Source organism: Olivibacter sp. XZL3 (assembly GCF_004368405.1).
In the GTDB taxonomy this organism is placed as follows: domain Bacteria; phylum Bacteroidota; class Bacteroidia; order Sphingobacteriales; family Sphingobacteriaceae; genus Olivibacter.
On sequence record NZ_SBJH01000010.1, the window covers coordinates 39,400 to 54,989 of the forward strand.

At 42.9% G+C, this 15,590-nt stretch carries 14 protein-coding genes; 9 read left to right on the forward strand and 5 right to left on the reverse strand.

What is annotated here, in order from left to right:
• Nucleotides 1–25 precede the first annotated feature (25 nt).
• The 6 genes from atpG to EPX21_RS03895 all read left to right on the forward strand — a co-directional run bounded on the left by atpG (nucleotide 26) and on the right by EPX21_RS03895 (nucleotide 6,575).
• On the forward strand, nucleotides 26–913 hold the full coding sequence (atpG, locus tag EPX21_RS03865; RefSeq protein WP_134088354.1) for an ATP synthase F1 subunit gamma: 888 nt from the start codon (nucleotides 26–28) through the stop codon (nucleotides 911–913).
• A gap of 513 nt (nucleotides 914–1,426) precedes the next feature.
• A complete protein-coding gene (locus EPX21_RS03875) occupies nucleotides 1,427–2,197 on the forward strand; it encodes a 5'-nucleotidase, lipoprotein e(P4) family (protein ID WP_134088356.1) in 771 nt (256 codons plus the stop codon).
• A gap of 129 nt (nucleotides 2,198–2,326) precedes the next feature.
• A complete protein-coding gene (locus EPX21_RS03880; RefSeq protein WP_240768502.1) occupies nucleotides 2,327–2,989 on the forward strand; it encodes a hypothetical protein in 663 nt (220 codons plus the stop codon).
• 585 nt (nucleotides 2,990–3,574) lie between these two features.
• Nucleotides 3,575–4,261, forward strand: coding sequence for a porin family protein (locus EPX21_RS03885; protein WP_134088357.1), 687 nt, complete (start codon nucleotides 3,575–3,577; stop codon nucleotides 4,259–4,261).
• Between the two features lie 20 nt (nucleotides 4,262–4,281).
• Nucleotides 4,282–5,925 (forward strand): NAD+ synthase, encoded by a 1,644-nt coding sequence (locus EPX21_RS03890; RefSeq protein ID WP_134088358.1) that lies wholly within the window; start codon nucleotides 4,282–4,284, stop codon nucleotides 5,923–5,925.
• A gap of 95 nt (nucleotides 5,926–6,020) precedes the next feature.
• Nucleotides 6,021–6,575 (forward strand): DUF4136 domain-containing protein, encoded by a 555-nt coding sequence (locus tag EPX21_RS03895; RefSeq protein ID WP_134088359.1) that lies wholly within the window; start codon nucleotides 6,021–6,023, stop codon nucleotides 6,573–6,575.
• Nucleotides 6,576–6,810: 235 nt separating this feature from the next.
• On the opposite strand, the gene lnt is transcribed toward EPX21_RS03895, so the two are convergent.
• From lnt to rsmI, 3 genes are all read right to left on the reverse strand, one after another.
• Nucleotides 6,811–8,433 (reverse strand): apolipoprotein N-acyltransferase, encoded by a 1,623-nt coding sequence (gene lnt, locus EPX21_RS03900; protein WP_134088360.1) that lies wholly within the window; start codon nucleotides 8,431–8,433, stop codon nucleotides 6,811–6,813.
• Nucleotides 8,434–8,547: 114 nt separating this feature from the next.
• Nucleotides 8,548–9,183 carry a PH domain-containing protein gene (locus EPX21_RS03905; protein ID WP_134088361.1) on the reverse strand — a complete coding sequence of 212 codons (636 nt, stop codon included), beginning with the start codon at nucleotides 9,181–9,183 and terminating at the stop codon, nucleotides 8,548–8,550.
• A gap of 162 nt (nucleotides 9,184–9,345) precedes the next feature.
• Nucleotides 9,346–10,011, reverse strand: a complete 666-nt coding sequence (gene rsmI, locus EPX21_RS03910; RefSeq protein ID WP_134088362.1) for a 16S rRNA (cytidine(1402)-2'-O)-methyltransferase — start codon at nucleotides 10,009–10,011, stop codon at nucleotides 9,346–9,348.
• 272 nt (nucleotides 10,012–10,283) lie between these two features.
• On the opposite strand from rsmI, the gene serS reads away from it, so the two are divergent.
• The 3 genes from serS to EPX21_RS03925 all read left to right on the forward strand — a co-directional run bounded on the left by serS (nucleotide 10,284) and on the right by EPX21_RS03925 (nucleotide 13,255).
• Entirely contained in the window at nucleotides 10,284–11,555 is a 1,272-nt protein-coding gene (serS, locus tag EPX21_RS03915; RefSeq protein WP_134088363.1) for a serine--tRNA ligase, read from the forward strand.
• A gap of 187 nt (nucleotides 11,556–11,742) precedes the next feature.
• Nucleotides 11,743–12,453, forward strand: coding sequence for a hypothetical protein (locus EPX21_RS03920; protein WP_134088364.1), 711 nt, complete (start codon nucleotides 11,743–11,745; stop codon nucleotides 12,451–12,453).
• A 145-nt stretch (nucleotides 12,454–12,598) separates the two neighbouring features.
• Nucleotides 12,599–13,255 carry an HAD family phosphatase gene (locus EPX21_RS03925; protein ID WP_134088365.1) on the forward strand — a complete coding sequence of 219 codons (657 nt, stop codon included), beginning with the start codon at nucleotides 12,599–12,601 and terminating at the stop codon, nucleotides 13,253–13,255.
• 22 nt (nucleotides 13,256–13,277) lie between these two features.
• Here the strand turns inward: EPX21_RS03925 and EPX21_RS03930 are convergent, their stop codons facing one another.
• Both EPX21_RS03930 and EPX21_RS03935 read right to left on the reverse strand, forming a co-directional pair.
• Entirely contained in the window at nucleotides 13,278–13,874 is a 597-nt protein-coding gene (locus EPX21_RS03930) for a TIGR00730 family Rossman fold protein (RefSeq protein WP_134088366.1), read from the reverse strand.
• Entirely contained in the window at nucleotides 13,864–15,579 is a 1,716-nt protein-coding gene (locus EPX21_RS03935; RefSeq protein ID WP_134088367.1) for a M3 family oligoendopeptidase, read from the reverse strand. The genes EPX21_RS03930 and EPX21_RS03935 overlap by 11 nt, the downstream gene beginning before the upstream one ends.
• Nucleotides 15,580–15,590 lie beyond the last annotated feature (11 nt).

The window sequence follows — 15,590 nt, forward strand, 5'->3', positions numbered from 1 at the left end:
CACAACGCACAACTTTTATAAATATATGGCTAATTTAAAAGAAGTTAGAAATCGTATTGCGTCTGTAAGCTCTACACAACAGATTACAAGAGCCATGAAAATGGTTTCCGCTGCGAAGTTGAAGCGGGCTACAAATGCAATTGTGCAGTTAAGGCCTTATGCTGAGAAGCTAAAAGATATTTTGGCTAATCTGTCGGCTTCGGTAGAAGGTGCTTCTTCCCCTTTTATGGCGGTCAGAAAGCCAAAGAAAATTTTACTTGTTGTAGTAACTTCTAATAGAGGCTTGGCAGGTGCATTTAATGCCAATGTGATTAAAGCAACCAATCTGCTCATTGCGAATAAGTATCAGGAGCAACATAGAAAAGGGAACGTAAAGATTATTGCCATTGGTAAAAAGGGCCAAGATTATTACCGGAAAAACAAATATGAGGTTTTGGGTAATCATAGCGAGTTGTTTTCCAAGTTGAATTTTGAAAATACTTCAAAAATAACGGAAACAATCATGGCCGGTTTCATCGCGGGCGAATTTGATCGTGTTGAGCTTGTCTATAACCAATTCAAAAATGCAGCTGTGCAGATCTTAAAAACGGAGCAACTGCTACCGTTGGTGCCTGCTGAGCAGGAGGAAATAAAGCCTTCAGAAAATGCAGTTGATTATATTTTTGAGCCCTCAAAGGAAGAAATTATTCAGGAGTTGATTCCAAAATCCATTAAGATACAGGTTTATAAAGCGGTATTGGACTCGCACGCTTCGGAACACGGAGCGCGTATGACTGCCATGGATAAAGCCACTGATAATGCGGGCGAGTTACTTAAATCTCTTAAGCTTTCCTATAACCAAGCACGTCAGGCAGCTATTACAACCGAACTTACAGAAATAGTAAGTGGAGCAGCAGCGTTGTCTAACGGCTAATTAATAGGTAAACGATTATAATGTTTGGTGTCTAGAAGTATGATTCGGTCGCATTTCTAGACACCTTTTTTGTTAATGCTAGGCAGGGAGGCGGTTCTTTCGCATTCATGTCCTGAAGAATTACGAACATAATCGTTTTGACCGGCCCAAATATTTTTATTCCTTAAAAAAAAGTTTATTTTTGCAGGTAAAGAAATCACTATGGCAAATTCAGTAGAGCAAAGACCTCACGTCAGCACCGATAATAACGCAAACCAAACGCATTATTACGTAACTTTAGTTGTTGCTATAGCCTTTGGCTTAGCTGGTACATTTTTCCGTTTTATACAAGACTCTTTTTTGTTTACCTCCATTTCCAACATTCTATTGATCATTGGAAGTTTCATAGCTTTCCGTACGGTTTTTAGAATAATGAAATAGAGATTTCGGATCTTAGATATAAGAAGGCGTGAAGTATTTCGCGCCTTTTTTGTTGGGTTAATTTTTATTTTTAGACAAATTTTAACAACAGCTATGTTCAGCAAATCTGTTTTTTCTGTTATAGGCTTCCTGTTGGCCGCCGCCAGTACTTATGGGCAGGAATATCACCGAGATTATACAAATGCCGTGCTATGGCAACAGCAGTCGGGCGAATATCGCGCATTGTGTTTTCAAGCATATAATTTCGCGCGCCTAAGTCTGGATAAAAAGTTGAAAAAGCGGTCTCGAAAACCGAAATGTATTGTTGTTGATGTCGATGAGACCTTACTAGATAATTCTCCCCACAGCGCGCAAACGGTGCGGTCTAGAAAGAGCTTCGACCTGGCTGAATGGAAACGTTGGACCGGGATGGCGGTAGCAGACACGGTCCCCGGCGCCTGTTCTTTTTTGCAATACGCTGCATCAAAAAACGTGGAGGTGTTCTACATCAGTAATCGCGATCGGAGTGAAATTCCTGCAACCATCGAAAACCTAAAGCGATATGGATTTCCCTATGTCGATAACCAGCATTTGTTATTCCGGGACACTACATCAAACAAGCAGCCGAGGAGAGACCTAGTTGCAGGGACACATGAAATTATTATGCTTGCGGGCGATAACCTGAGCGACTTTTCGACCATTTTTTACCAGGAAGGGAAGGACGCGAAAAGTACAGTTGATCAACAGGCTAAGTTATTCGGAACGGAATTTATTGTTCTCCCTAATCCGATGTATGGCGACTGGGAACAGTCTTTATATCCAAAAGGTAATCTAACTGAAGAGGAGAAATCCGAAATTCGGCTGAACAGAATCAAAGGTTATTAAACGCCTAATAAACCTATCCCCCGTTTTTTTGTCTAACAACTTGGTAGGTATTTGTTTGCGGAAGGCTTCAATCCTTTTTTTGAAAACATTCTGCAACAATTAGGGTTACATCCGTAAGAATAATGAGATATGATGAAGGGGAAACTATTTTTAGTGATCGCATCACTTTTGTTGAGCGGTACATGGGCATATGCCAGTCTGCAAGATTCTGTCCAGCATATCAAAAAGTTGGAAATCAGGCAGAAGAAGAAAAAAAATTTTAATACAAGATATCGAGATTCCACGTTGGTGCTGACAATCGATACCTTGATCATGCACGATAAGGCTTCTCTCGAGTTCTTTGGGAAGAAGAAAGTGAAGCTAAAGGTTCACTATGCAGAAATTGCCAAAGAGGCGTACATGATAGGTACCGATAGCAAAAATAATGGGTCGAATATGGACATAGAAATCCATTTTGCAAAATTAGGCGCTCTTTATGTGTTGGCCGGCGGACGGGATGCCAATAATGGAACACGTACTTACCCCAATGGAAATGGAGGAAATGTTTCGTTCCGTTATGACCAGGCCGGTATCATCCCGCAGCAGGAAAATAAAGATCAACCGGCTTATTTGCGAATAGATACAAAAGCGGGCGGCTATCGGGTGAATCCACAGTCCGACTTATATAATATTTACTCGCAAATCGGCATGGGAATTCGATCAGGGGGCGGCCGTTTAGGAGCCGTTCCGCAGGGCCAGGTTTATTCCGGTTCACCAGGAAGGGATGGTAAAGCTACCGTTGAGGGGTTCTGATAGGGTTCCAGGCTATTAGTTTTAAGCTGTACACTATAGGCATTACGCTGGAGCGTTAAGCCTTGGGTGCTCTAAAGGGAATACTATTTTCAACATCATGGTTCTGTAATATTTGTTGGCAAATATTGAAAACGCTGGCGATGTCTTGTACATTTCCAGCTCGAAGCTTTTGTACGATAACTGGGCTATATTTTTTGCGGGCTCGATTTTATTTAAACTCAGATTACGCGTTAGGAATTAAAACGAAAGGGAACGATTGAAACTAGGCATGAAATAGGGAATGAGACGTACCGGGGTATGGCGAATGAGCTATTAAAATGGATGTAAAGGAGCATTTCATTGCAGTTCATGAGCTAATGCGTATTCTGGGTTAAAGTCTAGTTTGAATACATGTTTTTTAGCGATTACACGAAGCAAAAGTAATAATCGAAAAAAAGAGCTAGATTTGTGCATCTCTGAATTTGATATGGCCAAGTCTTGACAATAAGTCGCGCACTCAAGTGTAGCAGCAAAAGCAAATAACTTGAAGCAACAGGCGACGCTCTGGTCCTCGTGATGAATTTAATGGAGAATAAAGAATAATAGATGAAGTTAACTATACCGTTTAGAGAAGTAGCGGCTACAATAGTCGTGTGCCTACTTTTTTTACTAAAAGCCAATGCGCAAGATTACTACGATTCAAAATACGATAACAAGCGAATAAGTATGGGAATTACTTTGTCGCCCAACATTAATTGGTTGCGGTATGGCGACTTTGATGTAAAGTCCAACACCGCTCGGATAGGTTATAACTATGGTTTGGTCGCAGACTTCGCTTTTTCGGAGAACTATTACTTTTCCAGTGGACTTTTGATTGATAATTTACGGGCGCAGTCCGAAACCTATCAAGGCGGCGTTGACGGTACCGATTTTGTTATTAATAATTACAGTCTACAATACGCTGAAATCCCCTTTGGCGTGAAGTTGAAAAGTACACAACGGTATTACAGAAGCTATTATGGCCAATTTGGCTTTTCCCTCGGTGTTAAATTGAGTGCGAAGCAAGAAATATTGAACGGAAATAGGGTGGTAATACAGGAATCCCGGAATATGAAAGGAGACGCCAATATTTTCCGGCTCGGACTTCAGTTGGGCGGGGGAGTGGAATGGTTGTTGGACCACAATTTGCGGCTGATGACGGGTTTAAGTTTTAATAACGGTTTTACCCGTGCCATTAAACAGGGAGGCGCTAATAACTCCTATGTAGCTTTTAACTTCGGTATACTCTTTTAATAACGGATACGTCAATAAACATGGTTATCGCAATCGCTCAGATAAATTACCATATCGGTAATTTTGCAAAAAATACAGAAAAAATCTTGAACACCATCGCAAAGGCTAAAAATGCCGGTGTTGAGTTAGTGGTTTTTCCAGAAATTGCTGTTGGAGGCTATCTCGCTAAAGATTTATTGCGCTATGATTCCTTCTTAGATGCCTGTGAAGCAAGTGTCGATCAGATTGCCGCAGCATGTGAGGGCATAGCCTGTGTTATTGGCGCTCCTGTACGGAGTAAGCTGCCTAAAGGTAAACAATTGTATAATGCAGCGCTTTTTCTGGCGGAAGGGAGCGTACAGCATGTTGTTCATAAAACCTTATTGCCCGACTATGATGTATTTGATGAATACCGATATTTTGAGCCAAATGATGTGTTCAAATGTATTGATTATAAGGGGAGTCGAATAGCGTTGACCATCTGTGAAGATTTATGGAATGAGTATTTACCTTCACTTTACGCGCAAGATCCGATGGCGGTGTTGGCCAAGCAAGAACCGGATATTATGATCAATATTGCTGCTTCGCCATTTTCGGAAGACCATTTTGAAAGCCGGTGCGCTGTCGTAACGGCGCACAGCAGGCGGTATGGCTTGCCCGCTTTATATGTTAATACCATAGGCGCGCATGCCGATATTATTTTCGACGGACGTTCTTTGGTGTTCGACCAACAGGCGCAGTTGATAGATGTACTAAATCCTTTCCAAGAAGATCTTCGTTATTATCATTTAGCAGGAAAGGAGCTACGCGGGACGGAGCCCGCTGAAGTCTATAAAGAGCCCCTATCAATCGCGAATATTTACCAAGCTTTGGTTTTAGGGATTAAGGACTTTTTTTCCAAATCGGGTTTTAAAAAGGCCGTTTTAGGCCTGTCCGGTGGGATAGACTCGGCAGTGGTGGCTGCATTGGCAAGCGAAGCGCTCGGGCCTTCCAATGTAATGGGAGTGTTAATGCCTTCGGTGTATTCGAGCGGACACTCCGTACAAGACGCCCTTGATTTGGCCCGCAATCTGGGATGCCTACATGAAGTTATTCCCATTAAGGACGCCACCGAGGCCTTCGACCGGATGATGGCCCAGGCATTTGCTGGGAAGGAAAACGATATTACCGAAGAGAATATACAGGCACGCGTCCGTGCTATTGTTTTAATGGCGATGTCCAACAAGCACGGATATATTTTGCTCAATACATCCAATAAGAGTGAGGCCGCCGTTGGCTATGGGACCTTATACGGCGATATGGCCGGCTCATTAGGGGTACTGGGCGATGTGTTTAAGACAAAAGTTTACCAGCTTGCCAATTACATAAACCGCAACGGCATTATTATACCAGAAAATACGATCACTAAAGCGCCATCTGCCGAGCTGCGCCCTGATCAGAAAGACTCTGATTCGCTGCCAGACTATGATGTGCTCGATGCCATACTTCACCGCTATATAGAACTGGAACGGAGTGCGAAGGAGATCATCGGAGACGGTTTCGATAAAGCCCTGGTACACCGTGTGATAAAGCTAGTGGTAGGTGCCGAATTTAAGCGATTTCAGTCGCCACCGATTTTAAGAGTTACCAGAAAGGCCTTTGGTGCAGGTCGGGCTATGCCGCTGGTTGCGCAACATCCCTTTTAATATCAGCTGCAGTTGCAATACATTAAATTTTTCTAATCTGTAGCAGATTGGCATTAAATTCGTTATTTTTATAGCATAATTGGGAGGTATGTAAAATGAAAACAAAATGGTTCCTTTTGGCGATGGTGGCCATCGTAATGGCTGCCTGCTCACCATATAAGTACTATACAACACAGAGTAAAAACGGAGCGTTTTCTCAATATAAGACTTATGCCTGGTTGCCTGGTTTAGATTCGCTTTCTAAGTCGTATTACAATAATTCTATTGCGCAGGAAAATATTTATGAGGCGGCCGATGCGGCTTTAAAGGCAAAGGGTCTTACTTATGATAAAAGTAACCCCGATCTACTCTTTAGGTACAAAGCCATTGTAAACAATACCAGCAGAACAGTTTACGCGCCTATGTATGGCGGTTGGGGCTGGGGATGGGGCTGGGGCCCGTATTGGGGATGGGGCATGGGAGGTGCTGTTGGCAGAGAGCGCTATCGTGCCGGTCACATCATTATCGAAGCTATTGATGCCAAAACCAATAAAGTAATATGGCAAGGAAGAGGTACAGGCGAGGTTAGAAATCCAGAGAAAGCTGTAAATGATCTTCCTGTTGTTGTGCAGAATATTATGAAACAGTATCCTGTCATGGCACAGAATTAAGAATTTTTTAAGTGATAATTTGAAAGGGGGCCCGAATTGATAAAAGAGCCCCTTTTTTTATTGTTTAAGAATGGCGCGCCGCTTAAGCTACCTACGGAACAAGTCCGGCATGACGGAAAGAATGTCTAATACCTAAAGCTTTTATAGGATACCAGCTTACCGGCAGGCAGGTAAGTATCAAGATGCCCTGCCGGCGCTTAGAGCCGAAAGATCTAAGAGCTTTCGGTTTATGGCTCTAAAGTCGGCTCCGCTTAAAGAAAGTTCCGAAGAGTAAAATCAGGTACACCGCGCAGCCTAAACCTGCTGCGTACGCTATATAATCGCCCGTAGCCGTATAGAAAGTGATGTCATCGTTGAGGTTGATATCAGCCACCAGGGCCGTTGGTACCCACCATTCGCTTTGCGAAATGATATCTCCACGCTGATTGATGAACGCGGAAATGCCTGTATTGGCGGCACGTGCAACCGACCTCCGATTTTCTATGGCTCTCAACCGCGCATATTCCAAGTGCTGACTTTTTCCGGACGTGTTTCCCCACCAGCCGTCATTGGTAATGACCGCAATAAATTGAGCTCCTTGCCTTACGTAATCGGCTACATAATCACCCCAGATCGACTCATAGCAGATGATGGGCGCAGCACCGATCCCACTCTCGGAGTAGAACACCGACGGCTTTTCTTGTCGACCGTAACTTCCTGTACTACCGCCGAAGGCGGCAAATAAAGGTTTTAAAAAAGATAAATATGAAAAAGGTGTCTGTTCTACACCAGGTACCAATTTAGACTTATGGTAAAACTGCACTTTGGACGAATTGTCAATTAAAACGGCCGCATTGAAAACATCAAAGTATTGCGGTACATTACCGAACTGTCTTGCGGACGGCGTTTGCAACGAATCATATAACAACATTGATTCTATACCCGATAGCACATTTCCATTCTTGTAGTTATTTAAAAATTCCCTTATCCGTAAATAGCTTTCATTGCTCCTTATTTCTTCTTCGTTCACGCCGGGTGGCCTTTCCGGAATGGCCGACTCCGGCCAGATGAAAAATTCGGTATTGCTGTGGGCCTTGGCGCTCGAAAGGCGAATCAGTTGTTCGACTTGTTCGCTAATCGGCGCCTGCCATTTTTCGTAAGGATTGATGTTCGGTTGCACGACTACTACATTAGAGGGGTTTTCATGCTCCTCGTAAGTGAAATACTGAACAAGCGAAATTGCCATGGGAAAGAGCACGATCAGAGCAAAACCTAAAAATCTTTTTACGGAAAGCGGATAGCTTTTGTCGAATAGGCGTCGCCGTAAGAGAAGAAACAAGGCGATATTGCAGGCCCAGATCCATAGCGTTCCGCCATATACACCGGTATAGGCATACCACTGAATCAATTGATGGGTGTTGGCGAAACCATTTCCCAAGGTCATCCAAGGGAATGCCAAATCCCAAGATTGATGGAGGTACTCATAGCCAATCCATAAACACACCAGTCCGGCTAAGCTTCCTGATATACTATAACGTTTTCGCAATTGATAATAGAACCTAAATACGATAGCGATCAGCAGAGCCGCAAGACCGAATGGAATTAGGCTGATAAAGATCGCTACATAAGCCGGCATCACCGCGCTGATAGCATTGTAAACCCAATAAATCGAAGCGGTATTCCAGATAAGCGCAGTAAATCCCGCCAACAAAAATACCTTTTTGCCTTTTTTTGTCGTATCGTCAAGGATAATGCCCTCGATAGCCATTAATAAGGGTACAAAGGCTATTAACAGAAGTGGCGCGGTATAGGGCATGGGAGGCCAGCCCAGCCATAATAAAAAGGAACTTAATAAAGCCCAAGTATATTTGTTTTTCATCAATAGTTACGATCCTTCAATAAATTTATATTTCCTGCATGATACAATGAAAGCTACACAAGGGACGATTATCCGGAGTTTTTACTTGCAATGCAGCTAATCAACTGCTCATTCCTAGAACTGCGATAGAATATCGTTTTTCTTATTCTCGTATTCTTCCTGTGTGATGAGCTGTTTTTCAAAAAGAAGCTTCAGTTTTTTTAATTTGGCAGTTATCTCATCTTCCGGTTCGGCATTCGCTTTAACGAAGGGTTCCTCCTCTATTTTGAGCTTCCGTTCGCTGGATGATTCTTCTGGCAAGGGCTTAGGAAGAGGTGGTGTGGCGAGCTTTTTTAATTCCAGTTCACGCAATCGTTGTTCTTCCCGCTTCTTTTCGAGCGCTTCGCTCGCTAATTGATAAAGCTTTCTTGCTTGTACTTTGGGAATATATTCTACCGTCAAGTTTTCGTTATTTTGTGGAATAACGGTAAATTTTGCCCCAAAAAACTCTTCTTTGAACGCCACATCTTTTACATCCTGCCAAGGAAAGATCTCAAAGTTAGTAGTGAGACCAAGCTTTGCTGACTCGCATAAAATGATCCGTTTAGTGGTAATAACCACGCAGTCGGGGTGCAAGGTGATGGCAGGTTTCTTTTGCACGGCAATATAACTAATCACCTCTCCTGAAGTGAGCATGTCTTTTAGCTTGCCTAGCAGTTTTTCTACCACTTTAGGGTCTTGTTCCTCGTTAAGATATTGTTCTATGTACATTTTTCTAAGTCAAAATTCAAAAGTAAAAAAGTCAAAACCCCGAAGGGCTCATTGATGCCTTATTAAAATAAGCAAGACATCCATAATTCAAACGCTCACTTCCGAAATGGATGGTCAAGTCAAAATTCAATTCGCTAACAACTAATAACCAACCATGCTAATTTACGATTTTCCCGCTACACAAATTACAAACTCTCCCTTCACGGGATTGTTTTCAAAATGCGTCAATACACTTTCTATAGATCCCCTAACGGTTTCTTCATATATTTTGCTGATTTCCCGCGATACAGAAATGAATCGGTCGTTGCCCAAGAATGTACCAAACTCGCCCAGCGTCTTTACGAGTCGGTGCGGTGATTCATAGAAAATCATGGTTCTTTCTTCGTTAACTAAAGATTTAAGCTTCGTTTGTCGCCCCTTTTTTACGGGTAAGAAACCCTCGAACACAAAGCTGTCGGTGGGTAAACCCGAATTGACCAATGCCGGGACAAAAGCCGTTGCACCCGGCAGGCAGCAAACGTCCAATCCGTTTTTTATCGCCTCCCGGACCAACAAAAAGCCGGGGTCGGAGATAGCAGGCGTGCCCGCATCTGATATCAGCGCAACCACTTTACCCTCCTTTAAAAAACGGATCACTTCGTTTAAAGCCTTATGTTCGTTATGTTGGTGATGAGCATAGGCCTTTTTGTCTATTCCAAAATGCTTTAAGAGCGGGGCGCTTGTCCGCGTATCTTCTGCTAAGATAATATCTGCTTCTTTAAGCACGCGTATAGCACGGAAAGTCATATCTTCTAAATTGCCGACTGGAGTTGGAACGAGGTAAAGCATTTTTTTATTTGTAAGTTTTACGTTATGAGCTGTAAGTTTTACGTTATAAGTTTGCTAACGTAGGAAACAACGCACAGGATTAAGAAGTCCGACTGAATACATTTTAGAGTAAAAGTTAAAAATTAAAAAAAGTAGCCACTCGTCACTGATACACACTCGTCACTGATCACCATCCCTACCGGAGGCAAGCCATCCCTACGGGAAGCGAGCTTTTGAATTTTTACTTTTTTACTTTTGAATTTTAATATCTTTGTCTGCAAAAATAAGAATATATGTTGCAAATTAGCTATATCCGCGAAAACAGAGACGATGTAATTAGGCGCCTAAAAGTGCGTAATTTCGATCAGTTAGCATTGGTAGATGAAGTCATACGTTTAGACGAAGAACTTCGGTCGACCAAAATTCAGTCGGAATCTATTGCAGCAGAAGGGAACGCAGCAGCGAAACGGATCGGCGAATTGATGCGCCAAGGCCAGCGAGAGGAAGCAGAAGCGATCAAGGCCAGATCTGGCGAATATAAAGATCAGTTGAAAGTGTTGAACGAACAGCTGGGCCGCTTAGAAGATGAATTTTTTGAAAAAATAGTTCAGCTTCCCAATCTTCCCTATAAGGACGTGCCGGCAGGAAAAACGGCCGACGACAATGAAATTGTGCTTGAGCATGGTGAAAAGCCGACTTTGCCGGACAATGCGCTCCCACATTGGGAGCTCGCCGCGAAATATGATATCATCGATTTTGAGCTAGGCGTTAAGGTGAGTGGGGCTGGTTTCCCAGTATACAAAGGGAAAGGAGCCAGACTTCAAAGAGCCCTTATTAATTTTTTTCTTGACCAAGCGGCGGAAAACGGCTATCGTGAAGTGCAGGTTCCCATTCTGATTAATGGTGATTCGGGCTTTGGAACCGGCCAATTGCCGGATAAAGAAGGGCAAATGTACTATGTCGGCGCAGACGACCTATACTTGATTCCGACGGCGGAAGTTCCTGTTACGAATATGTACAGAGGCGAAATTCTGAAGCAGGAAGATTTTCCGATCAAAAATACAGCTTACACGCCTTGCTTCAGAAGAGAGGCAGGATCTTACGGAGCCCATGTTCGAGGATTGAATCGTTTGCATCAGTTTGATAAAGTCGAACTGGTACAAATCGTTCATCCAGACAAATCTTACGAAGTGTTGGAAGAAATGAGTACTTATGTGCAATCTTTGCTACAGAAGCTGAAGCTGCCTTACCGGGTACTTCGGCTATGTGGCGGCGATATCGGTTTTGCTGCTGCCATGACCTATGATATGGAAGTGTGGAGCGGTGCGCAGCAGCGATGGCTGGAGGTTTCCTCCGTTTCAAACTTTGAGACCTTTCAAAGTAACCGTCTGAAGACCCGGTTTAAAGGCGAGGATGGAAAAATGCAGTTGGCCCATACGCTGAACGGAAGTGCGTTGGCACTTCCGCGCATTGTGGCCTGTATTTTAGAAGAAAACCAGACAGATAAAGGAATTCGGGTTCCGGAAGTATTGGTGCCTTATACGGGCTTCGACTGGATCAGTTAAGTCCATGCCTTGTAGTTGTCCCCTTTAAATCGAGCCGCGATTAAAGGGGACAACCAGTTTACGTTTAAATCTCAATTCGACCGAATGCTAAACAGTTTTTTATACTTGTTTGTTAAAAGGAACGAACAGGCAAATTTGCCTGTTTCATAAATTTTTTCTAACTTAAGCATATAAAACTGGAGGTTGTATGTCCAAGTTAAATGCCGATTGGTTTATTGAAATCCCTTTGGATTTTGAATATAAGAAGTATCAACTCTTAGCCTACCTAAAAGAAATTAACCACCACTTTCACAAGAACAGGTTGTACCCAAATCTGAATGATCTTGTCTTTCATTACAATAACTTACAGAAATTCAAGAAGGACAAGACAACATTGCAAGACTCTTTTCCGGTACGGTTAACGCACGCCGATACCGAGGCGGTCAAGTTAACCTATGAAAAATTGGTGAACGACGATGCGTTGATGATAGAGATTGAACGCATTATCAGCTATGCGATTGTGAAGTTAGATCGGGTTCTTAAGGAAGGGAAAGAGATTTATGATTTTGTTGAAAACTGCTTGACTATTGAGGCGATTGGCGTTATGCCTTTGTATCCTTATAACGGATACATGCTACTTAAAAACGGGGATGAAAAAGGAATTCTCGTGTACGAATATCAGGTAACGCTGTTTGAAGGTAAAGATGAAAAATATCGAGGTGTTCATATGAAATATCTCACCAAGTACGACCGTCATTTCCTTTATAGTACGCCCGAATCGATTAGAAAAGATCTGATTCACCAAAGAAAGACGCTCCCTAATCCAGCCGTTTATCATGTAGAGAGCGATATCACTTTTCCGCTAGATCAGACTTTACTGCCCATGGCTAAGCGTACCTTGATGAAGGAGATTTCTTAAGCGGCGCAACCATTTTTTCGGCCGTTTTCGTCTTCCACCTTTATAACCTGAGTTCGACTATGCTTTATGAGCTCAGGGATTCAATAGCCATCGTTCTGAACAGAAAATAATATTCGATCTCAGGTTTATAACTATCTTTACGGTTATGAACGAACGAGCCGTAATTTTTGACATGGACGGTGTTATTTGTCACACCAATCCATATCATGCAGAAGCCTTTAGACAGTTTTTTGATAAGAGATCGATTCCTTATACCGAACAGGAGTTTATTGATCACATGTATGGGAAACATAATAGCTATATTATGAAGTATTTTCTCAAGAGAGAGCTCAGTGATCAAGAGGTTAAAGTGTTGGAAGACGAGAAAGAAATGCTGTTTCGCAGTATTTATACGGAGGTGGTGGATCCCATACCTGGATTTTTATCGTTTTTATCGGATTTAAAAGCAGCCGGTTATAAAACGGGTGTTGCCACCTCTGCGCCCTATTTAAACCTGGAGCTCATTCTGAACAAATTAACTTTTGCCTCGCAGATGGAATCCATATTGAGTAGTGAAGACGTTGATCGACATAAGCCAGATCCGGAAGTATACCTCAAATCGGCGCGAAATCTGGCCGTGGCACCCGAACAGTGTGTAGTCTTTGAGGATTCTTTTTCGGGCGTTACGGCAGCAATCAATGCAGGAATGAAAGTCGTTGGCGTACTTTCATCCCACGCGAAGGAAGAATTGCCTCCATGCGACTATTATATTCAGGACTATCGGGATATTGACATTGCGAAGGTCAGCCGGTTAATTGCTTAACCGGCCGCAGTGCTGCGCTATGTTATACTTCTTTTTCGCTGCCGATCCACTTGCCAACGGTAGGCGCTTCATAAGCTTCCATTTGCTGTATCAGGCGATCCAGGTCGTTATCGACCAATAACATATCCCGGTTGCTTTCTTTTAAGAAACCGCTGTTGACCATCTGATCCAGCAATAAGAGCAGATGATCATAGAACCCATCAATGTTTAGCAAACCAATAGGCTTTTGGTGTAGGCCGAGCTGTGCCCAGGTGATGATTTCGAAGAGCTCTTCCAATGTCCCAAAACCACCGGGCAAGGCGATAAACGCGTCAGACAAATCATGCATTTTCGTTTTACGTTGATGCATGTTTTCCACAATAAACAGGTCTGTAATCCCTTCATGGGTCAACTCTTTCTTCTGTAGGAAGTCTGGCAGGATCCCGCTCACATGGCCTCCTTTGCTTAGCGCTCCATTCGCAACGGCTCCCATTAAGCCGACCTTAGCCCCGCCATATACAAGGCGAATCTTTCTTTCGGCCAAGCCGACTCCCAATAAGAAAGCTTGGTCAATATAGTCCTTCTTCAGTCCATTACTCGACCCACAAAATACAGCAATACTATTTATGCTATTCTTCATATAATTTTTCCAGTTCGGCTTTTACAAATTCTACAAGTTCTCTTACATAATTTTGGCTAAAGTCGAATGCGACCCCAGCCGTTTGGTAAATTTCAGGTATTGTTTTCGTGTAACCCAGTTTTAATGCATCGATGTACTGCTTTAGGCCTTTTTCGGGGTTTTCTTTGTAATTTTTCCATACGGCAATCGCACCTAGTTGGGCCATTCCATATTCGATGTAATAGAAAGGGACCTCGTATAAGTGCAGTTGCTTTTGCCAAAGAAACGACTTGGCTTCCTCCAAGTTCTTCCAATCGGTAAAGTTCTGACCAAAGCGGTCGAAGATTTCGATCCATGCGGCTGTACGCTGCTCTTCCGTGTGATTCGGGTTCGTATAAAGCCAATGTTGAAATTGATCAATAGTAGCAACCCAAGGCAATGTTTTCAAAACATCTTCCAATTGCTCTCTCTTCGCCCGTATTAAGTCCTCTTCTTTGTCGAAAAAGGCGTCCCAGAAATCCATTGAAATGAGCTCCATACTCATGGAGGCCAGTTCAGCAATCTCGCTGGTCAGTTGCTTGAAGTCGTTTAGCTCCAAATCAGCCGTTAGGAAGGTATGCAGGGCGTGCCCTCCCTCATGTACCATGGTTGTCAAGTCTCTGAATGTGTTGGCCGAATTCATGAAAATGAAGGGTGCGCCACTTTCCGCCAAAGGATAATTATAGCCGCCCGGAGCTTTTCCTTTTCTGCTTTCCACATCAAAAAGGTTGTTGGCTTGCATAAAATCGATGTATTTGCCTATCGACGGGTCTAGCCGGTTGAAACAAGCAGCCGTTTTTTCGATGAGTTCGTGCCCATTATTAAAAGGTTTAAGACCAGGTTTTCCGGTGATATCGACTTCCATATCCCAAGGTTTCAGCTCATTGAGATGCAGTGCATTTTGCCTGAATGCCGCCCGTTCTTTTAAAAGGGGAACCACTTCTTTTTCAATGGCGGCGTGAAAAGCGTAACAATCTTGCGGACTGTAGTCAAAACGACCTAGGGATTGGAACATATAGTCGCGGTAATTCTCAAAGCCAGCATTTAGCGCCACTTGGTGCCTTAGCTTAAGCAGCTGACTAAAAAGTGCATTCAGCTGTTCTTTATCCTGTAAGCGCCGCGAGGTTATGCTCTGCCAAACGGTAGCCCTTTTAATTCGATCTGTATCCTTTAGAAACGTCGTCGCCTGTGGAAGTGTATACTGTTGTCCATCTATCTCAACTTCCATAGTTCCTGTAATAGACTGGTATTTTTGTTGCTCTACTTGCAGTTGAGTTAATAAAGGAACATTTTCTTCCCTAAATATTTCAAGTGCTTTCTTAACAGCCCTTAAATAAACAAAGTACTTTTCCTGATCTATCTCCTTTACATAATCAGATGCTATCAGTTTTTTATTCAATGCATTCGCGATAGGGGCTATTTTCGGTTCAATTTCTGTAGCGAAATATTGAAAATCCTGAAGTAATTTTTCATCGGTAGTATCGCAAGTCATACGTATATAACGCCAAGCAAAATCCTCTTCTAAAACTGCCTCTAATTCACTGCGGTCGAGCATCCACTGTTCCAAAGCTTCCTTAGAATCGATGGTTCTATTTTGTAAATCTTGAAACAACGGATTTAAATTTTCCCACACCACCGGAAGGTCTTGTGGGACGAAACGACGGTTTACTTTATTTAGTGTTTGCATAGGTTCTTTAT